We start from the raw sequence: 17,078 nt of genomic DNA on the forward strand, positions 1-17,078 counted from the left end.
CAGGAGATGCGGTATGTCTGCTGTTTCCGCACGCCACTCCCGCGTGGTCGTCATCGGCGCCGGCATCGTCGGCTGCTCCCTCGCGGACGAACTCACCGCACGCGGCCTGCACCGGGTGACGGTCCTCGAACAGGGTCCGCTGCCCGCCCCCGGCGGCTCGACCTCGCACGCGCCGGGCCTGGTGTTCTCGACCAACGCCTCCAAGACGCTGACGGACTTCGCCGCGTACACCGTGGAGAAGTTCCGCTCCCTGCAGGCCGACGGCCACTCCTGCTTCCTGCCCGTCGGCGGCCTGGAGGTCGCCACCACTCCGGCCCGCTGGTCCGACCTGCACCGCAAGGCGGGACTCGCGACCTCCTGGGGCCGGCGCGCCGAGCTCCTCACGCCGCAGCGGTGCGCCGAGATGTGGCCGCTGCTCGACCAAAACGCGGTGCTGGGCGGCCTGTTCACCCCCGACGACGGGCTGGCCCGCGCCGTACCCGCGTGCCGCGCGCAGATCGAGCGGGCCACCGCGCACGGCGCCCGCTTCCTGGGCCGGCACACCGTCACCGGCATCGAGCAGGAGGACGGCCGGGTCACGGGAGTCGTCACCGACCGGGGCACGTTCCCCGCCGACCACGTGGTGTCGGCGGCCGGGTTCTGGGGGCCCGTCATCGGCGCGATGGCCTGCGTCGACGTCCCGCTGCTGCCGCTCGCGCACCAGTACGCGACGACCGCGCCGCTGCCCGCGCTCGACGGGAAGGGCGACGGACTGAAAGAGGCCCGGCGGCCCGTCCTGCGCTTCCAGGACCGCGACCTGTACTTCCGCGAACACCTCACGCCGGGTGCCGAGTGCCTGGGCATCGGCTCGTACGCGCACCGGCCGCTGCCCGTCGACCCGCACACCGTGCCCGCCTACGACGCGGCGCCGGTCATGCCGTCCTCGCTGCCCTTCACCGAGGAGGACTTCGCGCCGAGCTGGAAGGACAGCGTCGGACTGCTGCCCGCGCTGGCCGACTCCCGCGTGGCGGACGGCTTCAACGGCGTCTTCTCCTTCACCCCCGACGGCATGCCGGTGCTCGGCGAGTCCCGTACGCTGCGCGGCTTCTGGCTCGCCGAAGCCGTCTGGATCACCCACGCCGCGGGCGCGGCCAAGGCCGTCGCCGAGCTGATGACCGACGGGCACACCGGGACCGACCTTCACGAGTGCGATCTGCACCGCTTCGAGGACGCGCAGCGCTCACCCGCGTACGTCGAGGACCGCGGCGCGCAGAACTTCGTCGAGGTGTACGACGTCATCCACCCGCTCCAGCCCAAGGAGCACCCGCGCCCGCTGCGCACCAGCCCGTTCTATCCGCGCGAGTGCGAACTCGGCGCGTACTTCCTGGAGTCGGGCGGCTGGGAACGCCCGCACTGGTACGAGGCCAACGCCGCGCTCGCCGAGGGCATCGAACTGCCCGAACGGGACGCCTGGTCGGCCCGCTACTGGTCGCCGATCGCCGCCGCCGAGGCGAGGGCGACGCGGGAACGCGTCGCGATGTACGACATGACGCCGCTGCGCCGGCTGGAGGTCAGCGGTCCCGGAGCGCTGGACTTCCTGCAGTTCATGACCACCAACCAGCTTGCCAAGAAGCCCGGTTCGGTCACGTACACGCTGCTCCTCGACCCCTCGGGCGGCATCCGCAGCGACCTCACCGTGACGCGACTGGCCGCCGACAGCTTCCAGTTGGGCGCCAACAGCCCCGCCGACCTCGACTGGCTGGTGCGCAACGCGCCGCCGGGCGTCCGCGTCCGCGACATCACCGCCGGCACCTGCTGCGTCGGCGTGTGGGGCCCGCTCGCCCGCGACCTCGTCCAGCCGCTCACCCGGGACGACTTCTCGCACGAGGGCCTCGGCTTCTTCAAGGCCCGGCAGACCCACATCGGCCATGTGCCGGTCACCGCGCTGCGCGTCAGCTATGTCGGCGAGCTCGGCTGGGAGCTGTACACCACCGCCGACCTGGGGCTGCGCCTGTGGGACACGCTGTGGGAGGCGGGCCGCGACCTCGGCGTCACCGCCGGCGGCCGCAGCGCCTTCAACAGCCTCCGGCTGGAGAAGGGTTACCGCGCCTGGGGCGCCGACATGACGACCGAGCACGATCCGTACGAGGCCGGGCTGGCCTTCGCCGTACGCCCCGGCAAGGGCTCCTTCGTGGGCCGGGACGCGATCGAGGGCCGCAGCCAGGAGACCTCGGCGCGCCGGCTGACCTGCCTCACCGTCGACGACCCGGCGTCCGTGGTGATGGGCAACGAGCCGGTGTACGCGGACGGTTCGGCCGTCGGCCGCGTCACCAGCGCCGCGTACGGCTACACGATCGGCCGCTGCATCGCCTACGCCTGGCTGCCGGCCCGCGCCACGGTGCCCGGCACGGCCGTGCACATCGAATACTTCGGGGAGAAGGTGCAGGCCACCGTCGCCGAAGAGCCCCTCGTCGACCCGAAGATGACACGGATCCGCCGCTGACTCCCGCGTCCTCTCCGTCCCCGGAACGCCCCCATCGGCCTCTTCGACCCCCGCTGTCCGGCCCTCGCGGCCCAGGAAGCACGGAGCGCACCATGACGATGACGCCCGAGGCGACCAGCCTCCTCTCCACCCTCCCCGGCCGCTTCTACACGGACCCCGGCGTCTTCCGGCAGGAACAGGAGAAGATCTTCGAGTCGCTCTGGTTCTGCGCCGTACGCGCCGCCGACCTGGACAAACCGGGGGCGTTCCGCACGGTGCAGGTCGGCCGGGAGAGCGTCCTGATCACCCGGAACCGGCGGCACGAACTGCGGGCCTTCCTCAACGTCTGCCGGCACCGCGGCGCCCGGCTGTGCACCGCGGAGACCGGCGAGGTGCGGCGCAACCTCCAGTGTCCGTACCACGCCTGGACGTACGACCTCGACGGCCGGCTCGTCGCCGCGCCCAACCTCAACGGCATGCCGGACGTGGACCGCACCGCATACGGACTGCGGCCCGTTCACCTGCGCGAGTGGCTCGGCTACGCCTGGGTGTGCCTCGCGCCCGAACCCCCGGACTTCGAGGAGACGGTGACCGGCGCGGCCGTGGAACGGCTCGGCGACACCGCCTCCATCGAGCGCTACCGCACCGAGGGCCTGGCGCTGGGCAAGCGCGTCACCTATGACGTGCGGGCCAACTGGAAACTCATCGTCGAGAACTTCATGGAGTGCTACCACTGCGCCACCATCCACCCCGAACTGACCGAGGTACTCCCGGAGTTCGAGAACGGCCTGGCCGCGCAGTACTACGTGGGGCACGGCGCCGCCTTCGCCGAGGAGGCCGCGGGCTTCACGGTGGACGGCAGCGAGGGCTTCGGCCGGCTCCCCGGCCTGGAGGACACCCAGGACCGCCGCTACTACGCCATGACGGTCAAACCGCAGGTGTTCGTCAACCTCGTCCCCGACCACGTGATCGTGCACCGCATGTTCCCGATGGCCCACGACCGTACGGTCGTCGAGTGCGACTGGCTGTACGCCCCGGAGGTCGTCGAGTCCGGCGCCGGGGTGGAGAAGTCGGTGGAACTGTTCCACCGGGTCAACACGCAGGACTTCGCCGCCTGCGAGCGCACCCAGCCCGCCATGGCCTCCCGCGCCTATCAGGCGGGCGGCGTCCTCGTGCCGAGCGAACACCACATCGGCGCCTTCCACGACTGGGTCACTGAACGCATCGGCTCCCAGCAGTGAGGCCCAATGCTGCGGTACGCGGCCCCGGTCAGTAGGACTTCGGCAGCCCCAGCACGTGAGTGGCGACGTAGTTGAGGACCATCTCCTGGCTGACCGGGGCCAGCCGCAGCAGCCGGGCCTCCCTGAAGTACCGCTCCACGTGGTACTCCCGTGCGTATCCCATGCCGCCGTGCGTCTGCACCGCCGCGTCCGCCGCCTGGTAACCGGCGTCCGCACAGAGCCACTTGGCCATGTTGGCCTCCTTGCCGCAGCTCAGCCCCCGGTCGTAGCGCCACGCCGCCTGACGGGCCATCAGCTCCGCGGCGTCCAGCCGCGTCGCGGCCTCCGCGAGGGGGAAGGCGATGCCCTGGTTCGCGCCGATGGGCCGGCCGAAGACCACCCGCTCACCGGCGTACCGCGCCGCGCGCCCCAGCACGGCACGCCCGATCCCCAGCGCCTCGTGCGCGAGCAGGATGCGCTCCGGATTGAGCCCGTCCAGGAGACAGCGGAAGCCCTGCCCCTCCTCGCCGACCCGGCAGGAGACCGGCACCCGCAGCCCGTCGATCAGCACCTCGTACGAAGGGACGGCGTTGCGGCCCATCTTGGGAATCGCGCGCAACTGCACCGCGTCCGACTCGATGTCGACGAGGAACAGCGACATCCCGTCGGTGGGCTTCGCCGCCTCCTCGCGCGGTGTGGTGCGGGCGATGAGCACCATCTTCTGCGACTGCCCCGCCTTGGTGATCCACACCTTGCGCCCGTCGATGACGTACGAGTCCCCGTCGCGCCGCGCGAACGTCGAGATCCGGGTGGTGTCGGTGCCCGCGTCGGGCTCGGTGACGCCGAAGCACACATGCAGCGAACCGTCGGCCGCACGCGGCAGGATCTCCTTCCGCAGCTCAGGACTCCCGTGTTTCACAATGGTGTTGAGCCCGAAGATCGTCAGATGCATGGTGCTGCACCCGTTCATCCCCGCCCCCGAGGCGGCGACCTCCTCCAGCAGCAGCGACGCCTCCAGGATGCCGAGCCCGCCGCCCCCGTACTCCTCCGGCACGGCCATCCCCAGCCAGCCGCCGGACGCGAACGCCTCGTAGAACTCGTGCGGGAACGCGGCCCGTTCGTCCTGCTCCGCCCAGTATGTGTCGGGGAAGCGCGCCGCCAGTTCGCGCACGGCGCTCCGGATCGTCTCCTGATCCCCGGTCAACTCGAAGTCCACGCCCACACCCTCCGCACAGTCGGCTGCCTGCGGTCCCCGCCCGGAGCATGATCCCTGCTGTCCGGCCCGCGGCACACCCCTGGTGCGTGGGTGATGCACCTTTATTTTCCGTCGGCCCCGACTGCGGGCGCGCGCACGGAAATGGCAGGTGACGCCGTGCGCCACCTGCCATTCCGGAGTGCGGGAGAAGGGTCAGCTGTTCCGGCCGCGGCCGTGCTTGCCGCCCCGCTCCGCGTCGGCGTCGTTCTCGTAGTCCACCTGCTCCTTCTGGACATCGGCCGAGACTTCCTGCTGCTCGGTGACCTTCTCCGTGTGCAGCCTGACCCGCTCGACCGGTACGGATTCCTTCCGCACCATCGCCTGCTCGCCGTGCAGGGTCACCTCGACCTCGCCCTCACCGATGGGCCGGTTGTACGAGGTCCGGTCGCTCTCGCTGATCGGCTCGCGGATCACCTCGACCTCTTCGTGGGTCACCGGAACCGTCGTCGTCACATGCTCCGTGACCACGTACTTCCGCAGCCGGGCGCGGCCGGTCTCCTGCTCCTCGGTGCTGACGCGCAGCTGCTCCTCGGAGCGGATCATGCTCTCGCCGTCCTCGGTACCGGCCTCCGCCCCCGTGTTCCGGCGGCCGAGCCCGGTGGTGTCCCCGGTGTCGCGGTCCATGCCGGACCGCATGCCCGCGGTGTCGCGGCCCGCCATGTCGCGGTCCGTGGTGTCGCGGCCCCCGGTCATCGCGCCGCCCGCCAGACCGGCGGTGCCGGCGGCACCGGCCATCCCCGCCGTGCCCGTCGTACCGGCCATGCCGGAGGTCTGCTCCCTGCCGCCCCGGTCGGACGACGTGTCGCTCGCCATGTCACGGCTGCCGGAGCCGGAGAGTTGATAGTGGCTGTAGAGCCGCGCCTCGTCGGGCTGGTCGAGATGCTCGCCCGCCTCCATCCGCGGCGCGTCCTTCACCGTTTCCTTCGAGTACGGGATGTGCAGCCCGTCGTCCTGACGGCGCGCCGCCTCGAGCGGCACGAAGCTCTCCTTGGAGCCGAAGAGGCCCGTCTTGACCGTGACCCATTCGGGCTGGCCGGTGCGGTCGTCGAGATACACCTGACCGACACTCCCGATCTTGCTGCCGTCGCTGTCGAAGACCGTGAGGCCCTGCAGCTCACCGTCGGTTGTCATGCAGACCACTCCTCTGTCGTTGAGCGCCGACAGCCATGAGCCGCTGTCGATTGGCACCCGCAGCACCCATCACGCTCCGGCTGCGCCGACGTCGCAACCGCGCGCCGCCCCGCACCGCTCCACCGCGCGTGATGGAGCGTTCCGGAGTCCCCCGTGTGCCGAGGGTGTGCCCGCCGGGGAAGGGGATGCCGGGCGCGGCCGGGTTAGGCCGAACGAGTGAGCGGGAACGGCGCGCCGGGCGCCGTGCCGCGCCGTACCGTCAGGGCATGTGCCGAAGCATCAAGACTCTGCGTCCGCCCTACGCCGACGATGTGACCGAGGACGACATGCGTGCCGCCGCGCTGCAGTACGTCCGCAAGATCTCGGGCTTCCGGCAGCCCGCGCCGCACAACTCCGCCGCCTTCGACCAGGCCGTCGACCGTGTCACGGAGGCGACCGAGGAGCTGCTGCGCTCCCTGGTGGTCCGCGGCGGCTGAGCGCCCTCGCGGGCCTGGCCGTGGGGGCGGATTGCGGGGCGGCGCGACTCTGCAAATTTCGTTGCAGTTAGCCTGGCGAAGGCAGGTGCGGTTGCATCTGCGCTGTTCCCGACCTTCGTGAGGAGAGTGGGGCGCCGTGACCATGCATTCGGCGACCTTGGCCATCGACGAGACGCTGCGGGCCCGGCGGGCAGCCGGCGAGAAGGTGCTGCACCTGGGCTTCGGCGAGGCGGGGCTGCCCGTACCCGAGCCGGTCGCGGAGATGCTCGCGGACGCCGCGGGGCTCAACAGCTATGGCGCGGTGGCCGGTTCACCGCAGGCGCGGGAGGCGGCAGCCGGCTGGTTCAGCAGGCGCGGCGCGGAAACCAACGCGGACCAGGTGCTCTTCGCGCCCGGCAGCAAGGCGCTGCTGTTCGCGCTGCTCACGTGCCTGCCCGGCGACGTGGTGCTGCCCCGTCCCGCCTGGGTCAGCTACGCGGCGCAGAGCGCCTTGGCCGGGAAGCGGACCGTCACGGTGCCGGTGCCCGCGGAGGCCGGTGGCGTACCCGATCCGGCGCTGCTGGAGGACGCGCTGCGCCGGGCCCGGGCCGGGGGCGCGGAGCCCGGCATCCTCGTACTCACCGTGCCCGACAACCCCACCGGGACCGTCGCGCGCGCGGAACATCTGCGGGAGGTCTGCGCGCTGGCCGAGCGGCACGGGCTCGCCGTGGTCGCGGACGAGATCTACGCCGAGCTGTGCCACGCCGGCGAGGCGCCGAGCGCTCGCACGTATCTGCCCGAACGGACCGTCGTCACCAGCGGGTTGAGCAAGTCGATGGCGCTCGGCGGCTGGCGTGTCGGCTTCGCACGCGTTCCCGCGGGCGACTGGGGCGAGCGGCTGCTGCGGGATCTGACGGGCGTCGCCAGCGAGGTGTGGTCCAGCCTCGCCGCGCCCATGCAGGCGGCGGCCGCGCATATCCTGCGGGACCCGCCCGAGGTACGCGCCCACGTCGAGAGCGCGCGCGGGCTGCACGCGGCCGTCGCGGCCGCGGTGCACGCCGAGTTCACGGCGGCGGGCGCCGTGTGCTGGGCGCCCGAGGCCGGGTTCTACCTCTACCCGGACTTCGAGCCGCTCCGCCCCGTACTGGCCCGGCAGGGCATCACGACGGGGGCCGGACTGGCCGCCGCGCTGCTGGAGCGGTACGGCGTCGGCGTGCTGGCGGGCGAGGCGTTCGGCGACACGGAGGAGGGGCTGCGGGCGCGGGTGGCGACGAGCCTGCTGTACGGGGAGCGAGACGAGGAACGCCGGGCGGCCCTGAGCAGCGCCGACCCCGTGGCCCTGCCCTGGATCCGGGACGCGCTGGCACATCTGCGCGGCGCCCTCACGGACCTCACCCGCGCCGGCTGAGGGGCGGCTCGCGGGGTGGGCGGGGCGCCTTGTGCGGCGGGGCGCGTCAGCGGTCCCCGTTGTCGTACGTACCGAACTCGCGGAGCAGTTCCTCCTCCTGATGGAGCGTCGAGCGGACGTCGTGACCGCGCAATCCGGCGACTCCGGCCGCGAGGGCCTGGACGAGCGAGGTGAACGCGGTGAGGGAGCGCAGCACCGAGGGGCCGGCCGCGTCGACGTAGAAGACGTGGTCGGCCGAGGCGGCCAGCGGGGAGGACGGGTTGTCGGTGAGGGCCACGCAGCGGGCACCCCGGCCGTGGGCCCAGGAGGCGGCGCGGACCGTCTCCGCCGCGTACCGGTGGATGGAGAGGGCGACGAAGCAGTCGCCCTCGCGGATCCGGCGCAGCTCGTCGGTGAGCGTTCCGGCGCCCGCGGTCAGGGTCTCCACCTCCTCGCGCAGCATCCGCAGCAGATAGCCGAGCAGATACGCGGGGGCATGGCACTTGCGCAGGCCCATGACGTGCACGCGCGGCGCCTCGGCGAGCGCGGCGACGGCCGCCTTCCACTCGTCCGGGTCGATCCGGGCGAAGCTGCGGGCGATGTTGGCGCGGTCCAGGGCCGCGGCCCGCTCCAGGGGGTCGCCGCCCTCCGCGCCGAGCTGTTCGAGGCTGTCGTAGCGGCGCAGCAACTGGGCCTGCTCGCGCAGCCGTTCGCGGCACAGCCGGGTGAGGCCCGGATAGCCGTCGAGGCCCAGGCTGCCGGCGAAGCGGACGACGGTGGCCTCGTTGACGCCGACGGCGGAGGCCAGTTCGGAGACCGTCATGAAGGCCACGCCTTCGGGATCGGCCATGAGGCGGTCGGCCAGCAGGCGTTGGGAGGGGGTGAGTGTGGACCCGCGGGTGCGCAGCTCGGCCAGCAGCTCGTCGTAGGTCTGGGGTGCGGAAGCCATGACGGGGATTCTCTCCCGGGGGTCGGGACGGGGGCCGGTGCGCGGGGCCGGGGCTGAGGCTTGGGCGCGGGGTCGGTGTGTGCGGTGCGGGGGCTGGGGTGCGGGGCCGGTGCGTGCGGTGCGGTGCTGTGGGGTGCCGGGGGTCGCCGCTCAGTTGGCGGGTTCGCCGTGTGCGCAGTCCCGCAGGGACATCGCGGCGGTCGTGCCGTCGGCGCCGCGGAACGTGACCTGTGCCGCGGTGAGGTCGGCGACGGCGGTGCACAGCGTCATCAGCGGGTCGGACCCCGCGGCGGTGCGGTGCACGCCTCTCGGCAGCGGTGCGCCGGTCAGCGCCTGCGTGAACCAGCCGGTGTCCGGCTCCTCTCGCGGCGGCTCCAGCCGGTCCAGCACGGTGCCGCGGGCCGCGCTCTCCTCGTACTGGCCCAGGCTGCGGCCGGCCTGTGCGGCGTCGCCGGCGGTCGCGTCGGGCGCGGTCGGCGTGCCGGGCGTGTCCAGCTCGGGGAGGCGGCGCAGGTGGTTGGTGTGCCACTCCAGCGGGTCGCCGGGGCCCGGCTCGACGACGGCAGTCCGCCCCGCGACGGCCTCCACGACGGCGACGCGGCCCGTGGCCTGCTCGCCGATCGTGTACGTGAAGCCGCCCGCGGAGGGGTGCGTCCGGAGGTAGGCCAGCGCCGCGTCGAGGGTCGGCGCCTGCTGCAGCCCGCGGGCGACGAAGTGCCGTCCCGCGGCGGCGGCCGGACGTGTCGCCTGTACGTGATTGATGCCCCACACCAGGCCGTGCCCCGTGACGGTGAACGTGTTCGCGGGCAGGAACCCCGGATACCACTGGACGGTCACCGGAGCCTCGCCCTCGATGCGCAACGTCAGCAGGCACAGCCGGCCGGCGAGCGCGGGGGCGCCGTCCTCGTTGTGCGCCACGTACGAGCGTTCGCGGCGCCAGGCGAGATCCGTGCAGCCCGTACCGTCGCCGGTGCTGAGGTCGCCGCCGAGGTCGCCGCGGAGGTTGGCCAGCAGCAGCTGGTCCGCGTCCGCTCCGGCGCCCTCGGCCAGTGCGTTCAGCTCGGCGAGCTGCGGCGCGTGTTGCGTGGCGGTCGCGCGGTGCAGCGCCTTGAGCCGCTCCCTGCCGTGTGTGGTCGCCGCCCAGCGGCGCAGTGACTCCGTTTCCGGGAGGTCCTGCTGGACGGCGTGGATGTCGTCGCGGGCGGCGGCGCCGAGGGCGCGGAACGCGTTCGCGCGGTCGCCGCTGACGACGAGCCATCTCAGGCCGGCGCACTCCTGCTCTTGGGTGTGGGCGCGCACGGGGGGCTCCTCGCGGGGGTGTGATGCGGGGTGGGGTTGCGCCAATGCTAACGGGTGCAATTTCCGTTGCGGCCCGTGCCCGCGCCCCGGTGTGGGCACGCGGTCCGCCAAGGGGCGGCTGCGTTGGATGTGCGGCTCCGCCGCGCGGGGTGGGCACGCGGTCCGCGCGAGGTGTGGGCAGCTGGTCCGCCCAAGGGGCGGAACGGGTGGGCGCACCGGACCGCCAGCCGCGAGGTCTGTCCCCACGCACGCAACGTCCGCGCCGCGGTGAGGGCTTGGCCCCGGACCCGCCCCTACCCGTTTCTTCCGGGGCTCCCGCCCCGGGCCCCACCCGCGCTGGCGCGCGAAAGAAAACGGGGCTCCGCCCCGAACCCCGGCGGGGCTCCGCCCCTGCGCCCCGCCGCGCTGGCGCGCGAAGAGAATGGGGCTCCGCCCCGGACCCCACCGCGGTGCGCGGAAGAGGGGCTGCGCCCGGGCCCCGCCCTGCGGGCGAGGCGGAGAAGAGGACGGCGCCATGGGGCTGCGCCCCGCGCCCCAGTCGCGCACCGCGTGGGGGACGGGGCTCCGTCCCAGGCCCCGGCGGGGCTCCGCCCCTGCACCCCCCGCTGCGTGCGGGAACCCGGTGCGTCCCGGGCTCAGGCCGTGGCTTGCGTGGGGTCGGGGTTCGGCCGCGCGGCCGGGGCGCGGTTGTCAGGGGAGGGCGTCGGGGTGGGCTTGGGGGTGTTCGGTGGGGGCGCCGTTGGGGGAGGGGGCGATGGGGCGGTGGCCGATGTTCACGTATGCCGGGGGGAGGTTGCCGGGAACGAAGCGGCGGGAGGTGCGGGTGAAGAACTCGGGGAGCAGCGTCGGGAAGAGCCGGCCCGCCGAGGTCATGCCGGCGGTGACGGTGGTGATGCTGACGAACGTGCCGTCGGGGGCGAGCGCCGCGCGGGTCTGCTCCAGGATCAGCCGCTGCTTGTCCGGCGGGAGGAGTGACCAGGGGAGGGCGCTGACGATGGCCCGTACCTCCTGCACGCCGGCCTTCTCCAGGACCTCGGTCAGATCGGCGGCGTCCGCCTCCCACACCTCGGCCTCCGGGTTCCAGCGGCGCAGATAGCCGGCCAGGTCCGGGTCGACCTCCAGGGAGATCAGCCGTCCCTCGGGGCCGATCCGCTCCAGGATGTCGCTGGTGAGGGCGCCCGCTCCGGCGCCGAGCTCGACGACGGTGGCCCCGCGGTGGCCGGCGAGTGGAGCGACCACGGCCCGGGCCAGGCTCCGCGAGCTCGGGGAGAGCGCGCCGGTCTGCTTCGGTTTTCGGACGATGGCCTGGACGAAGCGCAGACGCTCTTGCCAGCGCCGGACTGCCGAGGGCTTCACTCTCGTTCCCTTCCTGTGGACCTCTCAGCAGGGCATGGCGGGCGGGGAGCCGCACATCTTGCGCGGCCTGCGCCGTTCGAGCGCCGACACTGCTGTTGGACGCAACCTCTCACGGAATGGCCGCCTCCCTGTCAGTGCCCCCGGCGGTTTTCCGTACGCGTCGTGCGCGGAGGTTCGCCGCGGCGGGTCCGCCGGGGGTGTGCGCCGCCGGTCAGAGGTGTTCCGGGGCGGGAGTTCAGCGGTGTTCCGGGGCCGGGGTGACGGGAGCGACGGGAGTGATGGGGGTGATGGGGGTGACGGAGGAGTCCTTGGCGGGGACGAGGCGCGGGCCGGCGGGGCCGAAGACGGCGCGGGGTTCGGGGAACGCCCACAGCAGCGCGGTGTAGAGCAGCGCAGCCACGGCCAGGGTGACGGGCAGGCTGATGTCGACGCCGCCGGCCACGCCGCTCCAGGGGCCCCTGATGAGCGGGGTGTTGGCGAGCATCAGGCCGGAGCCGGCGGCGGGGATCCAGGCGGCCATGCCGCGCCAGTTGACGCCGCCGGTGAACCAGTAGGCGCCGCCCTTCCCGCCGCGGTTGAAGACCTGGATGTCGTCGGGGAGGTAGAAGCCGCGGCGGACGAAGTAGCCGATCATCATGATCGCCATCCAGGGGGAGGTGCACATGACGATGAGGGTGGCGAAGGCGTTGATGCTGGAGACGATGTCGAACACGAAGTTGCCGACGAAGATGAACGCCACCGACAGGCTGCCGATCAGGGCCGTGGCCCGTACCCGGCTGAGGCGGGTGAAGATCGAGGAGAAGTCCAGCCCGGTGCCGTACAGCGCCGTGGTGCCGGTGGAGAGGCCGCCGATGAGGGCGATGGCGATGAGCGGCAGCGCGTACCAGAACGGCGCGATGCGGGCGAGGCCCGTCACGTAGTCGTTCGGGTCGGCGACGAGGGTGGCGGTGGCGACGCCGAACAGGAACGGCAGCAGGCTGGCGCACTGGGCGAGGAACGGGGCGGCCATGAGCCGCCGCGCGCTGTAGCGGTCGGGGATGTAGCGGGACCAGTCGCCGAGGAAGGCGCCGAAGGACACGGGGTTGGCGAGTGCGGTGAGCGCGGCCAGCATCCACGTGGGCCAGAACTCGCCGAGCGCGTAGTGGCCCGTGCCGCCGTACGAGGGGTCGAAGTCGCCCGCGAACGCGACGACTCCGAGCAGCATCACGGCCGTTCCGGCGAACACGGCGATCTTGTTGACGAGCAGCATGAACGCGAAGCCGTACAGGCAGACGGCCAGGACCGCGAGGGCGATCACCGCGTACGCGACGGACCGCAGCGTGTCGCCGCCGTCCACGCCGAACAGCCGGTTCGCGGCGGCGACGATCGCGTCGCCGCTGACCCAGACCGAGATGGAGAAGAAGGTGATGGCGGTCAGCAGCGAGAGGAACGAGCCGACGCAGCGGCCCACCACGCCGAAGTGGGCGCCCGAGGACACCGCGTTGTTGGTGTGGTTGGCCGGTCCGAACAGCGCCATCGGCATGAGGATCAGCGCACCGGTCACGACGCCGGCGACGGTCGCGGTCGCGGCGGCCCAGAAGCCGAGGCCGTAGGCGATGGGCAGGGTGCCGAGGATGATCGTGGCGAAGGTGTTGACGCCGCCGAAGACGAGCCGGAACAGATCCAGCGGGCGGGAGGTCTGCGCCTCGGGCGGGATCGGCGCGATGCCGTGGGTCTCGACCTCGGTGACGCCGGGCCGTACGGCAGGGTCGGGCGCCATGTCGCTGCCGGCGTCGTGGGTGGGGGAGTTGGCGGATATCTCGGACATGGAGCCCTTCGGAACTGGTGCTGTGGTGCAGTCGGAGCACCACCGTGGCCTCTCTGTCCACTTCCGTGACCCCGACGATCCGGACAGCGTAGCCCGTGGAACTGTCCAGCCTGGAGGAGACGTTGGCGCAGGGTGCGCCCTCGTATGCTGGCGGTCATGAGGCGGACTTCCTTTGCGCACTGGCCGTGTTCGATCGCGCGGACCATGGACCTGCTCGGCGACTGGTGGACGCCGCTGGTGCTGCGGGAGGCGTTCTACGGGGTGCGCCGGTTCGACGGGTTCCAGGAGTCGCTGCGCATCGCGCGGAACACCCTCTCCGACCGGCTGCGTCGACTTGTCGACGAGGGGCTGCTGGAGAAGCAGCCGTACCAGCACGAACCGGTGCGCTACGACTACGTGTTGACGGAGAAGGGGCGGGATTTCTTCGGGGTGCTCGTCGCGATGAACCGGTGGGGCGACCGCTGGCTCGCCGGTGAGGAGGGGCCGCCCGTCGTCTTCCACCACGACACCTGCGGCGAGGAGAGCGCGGGGCAGGTCGTGTGCGCCGGCTGCGGGGAGCCGATGACGGCGGACAACACGCGGCCGCGGCAGGGACCCGGCTACCCCGAGCGGCTGGCGGAACGGCCCGACGTCCAGGCGCGGTTCAACAGCTGACCCTCGGCCCTGGATGCCTGCGCACGATCGGCCCCAGGATGCCTGCGCGCGTTCTTGCTGTGCATGATCTTGACTTGTGAGTCCATCTACGCAACTTTGGTGGTCGACACGGACTTTGCGAGGAGGCAGCCGATGGAGTGGACCGGTGCGCGCTACGTGGACCAGCCGACGGTCGAGGTGGAGACGTGGATCGCGGCCCCGCCGGGACGGGTGTGGGAGCTGGTCTCCGACATCGCGCTGATGCCCGAGCTGAGCCCCGAACTGGCGGCCGCGGAGTGGCTCGACGACGCGACCGGGCCCGCCGTGGGGGCACGTTTTCTCGGGTGCAGCGAGCACGAGGCGCTGGGGAAGTGGGAGACCACCTCGTACGTCGTGGAGTGCGCACCGTCGCAGGCGTTCGCCTGGGCTGTGGAGGATGCCGAACACCCCACGGCGCTCTGGCGGTTCACCCTGGAGGAGAAGGACGGCGGCACGGTGCTGCGGCAGTGGATGCGGATGGGTCCGGCGCGCTCGGGGCTGTGCCTCGCCATCGACCGGATGCCGGACAAGGAACAGAAGATCGTCCACGTGCGGCTGCGGGAGTTCGAACAGGGCATGACCCGCACCCTCGAAGCCCTCAAGCAGCGCGCGGAGAAGGCGGACTGATGCGGACCGCGACCACCGTGGAGGCCTCCGGGCCCGACTGGCAGGAGACCGTCGGCTTCGTCACCGAGGCCGAACGGCTGGGCCTCGACATCTGCTGGGTGGCCGAGGCGTGGGGAGCCGAGGCCCCGTCACCGCTCGGCTATCTCGCGGCCCGTACGGACCGGATGCTGCTCGGCTCCGGCATCATCCAGCTCGCCACCCGTACGCCCGCCGCCATCGCCCGCGCGGCCGTCACCCTGTCGCAGATCTCCGAAGGCCGCTTCCTGCTGGGGCTCGGCCCGTCCGGGCCGCAGGTGATCGAGGGGCTGCACGGGGTGCCGTTCGCCCGGCCGCTCACGCGGATGCGGGAGACCGTCGACATCGTGCGGCAGGCCGTCGCGGGGGAGAAACTCACCTACTCCGGGCGGGAGTTCACGCTGCCGCTGCCCGGCGGGGACGCCAAACCGATGCGGCTGGGGATCCGTGCCGAGCACGAGATCCCCGTCTATCTCGCCACCCTCTCGCCGAAGATGCTCCGGCTCACCGGGGAGATCGCCGACGGCTGGCTGGGTACGAGCTTCGTCCCCGAGGGCGCCCAGGTGGCCTACTTCGACCATCTCGACGCGGGCCTGGCCGCCGCGGGCCGTACCCGCGCCGGCTTCGACATCTGCCAGGGCGCCGAGGTGGCGTTCGCGGAGGACGAGGACGCGCTGCGCGCGATGGTGGCAGGACGCAAGCGCGAACTGGCCTTCAGCCTGGGCGGCATGGGCTCCGCCACCACCAACTTCTACAACGACGCCTACAGCCGGCAGGGCTGGGCCGACACCGCGGCGGCCGTCCGCGAGCGCTGGCAGGGCGGCGACCGGGACGGCGCGGCCGCGCTGGTGACCGACGAGATGGTGCTGGGCACCACGCTCATCGGCACCGAGGACATGGTGCGCGAGCGGCTGCGGGTCTGGCAGGACGCTGGTGTCGACACCGTACGGCTCTACCCCGCGGGCGACACCCTGGACGCCCGGCTGACCACGCTCGGCCGCGCCCTGGACCTCGTACGCGAGGTGGAGGGCGACGGCGCGGCGCGGTAACAGCCGGGCGGGTGAGGGTAGTTGGGGCCTGTGCTCGTCGGTCGGATCCGACCGTGCTGGTCAGATCCTGATGAGCTCGGCCTCGCCGTGGGTCAGCGGGCGGGTGCCGTTCTCCTCGACCAGGAACGTGTGGCTGAGGCCGACGCAGCGCACGCCGAACGAGCGGAACGACGCCGGTACGTGGAACGCCATGCCGGCCTGCAACGGCTCCGGGTTGTCGGCCGTGATGTAGAAATTGCCCGTGTCCATCCAGTGCGGCGGGTGGGCGAGCCCCACGGGGTAGCCGAGCATGTGGTGGAACACCTCGTCGTCGCGCAGCGGCCCCAGCTCCTTGAGGGCCTGCCGGGCGACGTCCGAACAGGGCACGCCCGGGCGGGCGTTGTCGAGGACGGCCGCGAGCGCCGTCTTCGCCAGCCCCGCCAGGCGGTCCACCTCCGGTGTCGGACGGCCGCGTACGAGGGTCCGCATGACCGGCGTGTGGTAGCGGTGGGACGTGCCGGCGAACTCCAGGAAGGTCGTGGTGTCGCTGAGCGTGTCCCCCTTCCACGAGGAGTGCGGGATGCCGCTGCGCGGCTCGGTCACCACCAGAGGGCCCCACGCCGAGGCGGAGTTGGCGCCGGACAGCAGGGCCGAGGAGATCGCCGCGGCCACCGAGGAGTCGCTCGCTCCCTGCTCACCTGCGGCGGCGACGCCCGCGTCGACACCACGCTGGGTGACCGCCGCGGCCTCCTCCATGCGGGCGATCTCGGCGGGGGACAGCACGAGTTTGAGGTTCTCGACGAGGAACCCGCCGTCAGTGAGCGTCAGATGGCCGCCGCCCAGCAGGTCGATCATCTGCGGCGGGGTGCTCGCGCCGCCGAACTCGATGGCGAGCCGGGCACCTTGCGGCAGCGTACGGCTCACGTGCTCGGCGATCAGCTCCGCCTTGCTGCGGGTATTCGCGTAGCTGCAGAACAGCACGTGCTGCGCGGTCGAACTGGCCAGCGCACGGCCGATCTCCAGGTCGAGCACGTACAGATACGTGGCGTCGCGGGTGACGAGCAGGGGCTGCGGCGCGGTCTCCGCCGTGTGATACCCGCACAGATACTCCACGGCCGAGGGCCGGAACACGATGAGGGCCGCCACATCGAGGGCGTCGAGCCGCTCGCGGACCTTCGCCAGGCGCAGCGCGTACTCCTCGGCGGGGAAGGGAAGTTGCTCGGCGCTCTGCACCGTGCCCGTGCGATCCGGTGTCAGCCAGCGGGGAATCGGCGCGTCGCCGAGTCCCACCAGGTTTTTCTCCGATACCGGGTCAGCTCCTGCGGCCACGCGGCCACCATCCTCTCCTCGGAAAACCTCCACCCGGACAGGGTCTGCGCACAGCGGACCACGCCCCAACCAGGAAGGTCAAGCATT

14 protein-coding genes are annotated in these 17,078 nt (G+C 72.4%); 7 read left to right on the top strand and 7 right to left on the bottom strand.

The genetic code is table 11. The features are described from left to right. Positions 1 to 13: 13 nt before the first annotated feature. Both AC3AGO_RS29500 and AC3AGO_RS29505 read left to right on the top strand, forming a co-directional pair. Positions 14 to 2,482, top strand: a complete 2,469-nt coding sequence (locus AC3AGO_RS29500; protein ID WP_487823300.1) for a GcvT family protein — start codon at positions 14 to 16, stop codon at positions 2,480 to 2,482. Between the two features lie 92 nt (positions 2,483 to 2,574). Continuing rightward, positions 2,575 to 3,702: an aromatic ring-hydroxylating oxygenase subunit alpha gene (locus AC3AGO_RS29505; RefSeq protein WP_487823301.1), complete on the top strand. Its 1,128-nt coding sequence runs from the start codon at positions 2,575 to 2,577 to the stop codon at positions 3,700 to 3,702. Positions 3,703 to 3,730: 28 nt separating this feature from the next. Here the strand turns inward: AC3AGO_RS29505 and AC3AGO_RS29510 are convergent, their stop codons facing one another. Further along, positions 3,731 to 4,897 (bottom strand): acyl-CoA dehydrogenase family protein, encoded by a 1,167-nt coding sequence (locus AC3AGO_RS29510; RefSeq protein ID WP_487823302.1) that lies wholly within the window; start codon positions 4,895 to 4,897, stop codon positions 3,731 to 3,733. Between the two features lie 192 nt (positions 4,898 to 5,089). After that, positions 5,090 to 6,067, bottom strand: a complete 978-nt coding sequence (locus AC3AGO_RS29515; RefSeq protein WP_487823303.1) for a DUF2382 domain-containing protein — start codon at positions 6,065 to 6,067, stop codon at positions 5,090 to 5,092. 266 nt (positions 6,068 to 6,333) lie between these two features. On the opposite strand from AC3AGO_RS29515, the gene AC3AGO_RS29520 reads away from it, so the two are divergent. Continuing rightward, a complete protein-coding gene (locus AC3AGO_RS29520) occupies positions 6,334 to 6,543 on the top strand; it encodes a DUF2277 domain-containing protein (RefSeq protein WP_487823304.1) in 210 nt (69 codons plus the stop codon). A 136-nt stretch (positions 6,544 to 6,679) separates the two neighbouring features. Beyond that, positions 6,680 to 7,930, top strand: a complete 1,251-nt coding sequence (locus AC3AGO_RS29525) for a pyridoxal phosphate-dependent aminotransferase (RefSeq protein ID WP_487823305.1) — start codon at positions 6,680 to 6,682, stop codon at positions 7,928 to 7,930. 46 nt (positions 7,931 to 7,976) lie between these two features. Here AC3AGO_RS29525 and AC3AGO_RS29530 read toward each other — a convergent pair whose 3' ends face one another. From AC3AGO_RS29530 to AC3AGO_RS29545, 4 genes are all read right to left on the bottom strand, one after another. Further along, positions 7,977 to 8,858 (bottom strand): MurR/RpiR family transcriptional regulator, encoded by an 882-nt coding sequence (locus AC3AGO_RS29530; RefSeq protein ID WP_487823306.1) that lies wholly within the window; start codon positions 8,856 to 8,858, stop codon positions 7,977 to 7,979. A gap of 150 nt (positions 8,859 to 9,008) precedes the next feature. Beyond that, entirely contained in the window at positions 9,009 to 10,157 is a 1,149-nt protein-coding gene (locus AC3AGO_RS29535; protein ID WP_487823307.1) for a C45 family autoproteolytic acyltransferase/hydrolase, read from the bottom strand. 690 nt (positions 10,158 to 10,847) lie between these two features. Further along, positions 10,848 to 11,513: a class I SAM-dependent methyltransferase gene (locus AC3AGO_RS29540; RefSeq protein WP_487823308.1), complete on the bottom strand. Its 666-nt coding sequence runs from the start codon at positions 11,511 to 11,513 to the stop codon at positions 10,848 to 10,850. Between the two features lie 235 nt (positions 11,514 to 11,748). Next, positions 11,749 to 13,272 (bottom strand): purine-cytosine permease family protein, encoded by a 1,524-nt coding sequence (locus tag AC3AGO_RS29545; RefSeq protein ID WP_487824862.1) that lies wholly within the window; start codon positions 13,270 to 13,272, stop codon positions 11,749 to 11,751. Positions 13,273 to 13,476: 204 nt separating this feature from the next. On the opposite strand from AC3AGO_RS29545, the gene AC3AGO_RS29550 reads away from it, so the two are divergent. The 3 genes from AC3AGO_RS29550 to AC3AGO_RS29560 all read left to right on the top strand — a co-directional run bounded on the left by AC3AGO_RS29550 (position 13,477) and on the right by AC3AGO_RS29560 (position 15,683). Next, on the top strand, positions 13,477 to 13,974 hold the full coding sequence (locus AC3AGO_RS29550) for a winged helix-turn-helix transcriptional regulator (protein WP_487823309.1): 498 nt from the start codon (positions 13,477 to 13,479) through the stop codon (positions 13,972 to 13,974). 132 nt (positions 13,975 to 14,106) lie between these two features. After that, positions 14,107 to 14,619 (top strand): SRPBCC family protein, encoded by a 513-nt coding sequence (locus AC3AGO_RS29555; protein WP_487823310.1) that lies wholly within the window; start codon positions 14,107 to 14,109, stop codon positions 14,617 to 14,619. Continuing rightward, positions 14,619 to 15,683 carry an LLM class flavin-dependent oxidoreductase gene (locus AC3AGO_RS29560; protein ID WP_487823311.1) on the top strand — a complete coding sequence of 355 codons (1,065 nt, stop codon included), beginning with the start codon at positions 14,619 to 14,621 and terminating at the stop codon, positions 15,681 to 15,683. The genes AC3AGO_RS29555 and AC3AGO_RS29560 overlap by 1 nt, the downstream gene beginning before the upstream one ends. Positions 15,684 to 15,743: 60 nt before the next feature. Here the strand turns inward: AC3AGO_RS29560 and AC3AGO_RS29565 are convergent, their stop codons facing one another. Then, positions 15,744 to 16,991 (bottom strand): M24 family metallopeptidase, encoded by a 1,248-nt coding sequence (locus AC3AGO_RS29565; protein WP_487823312.1) that lies wholly within the window; start codon positions 16,989 to 16,991, stop codon positions 15,744 to 15,746. Positions 16,992 to 17,078 lie beyond the last annotated feature (87 nt).

This window comes from Streptomyces sp. BL1 (assembly GCF_057628045.1).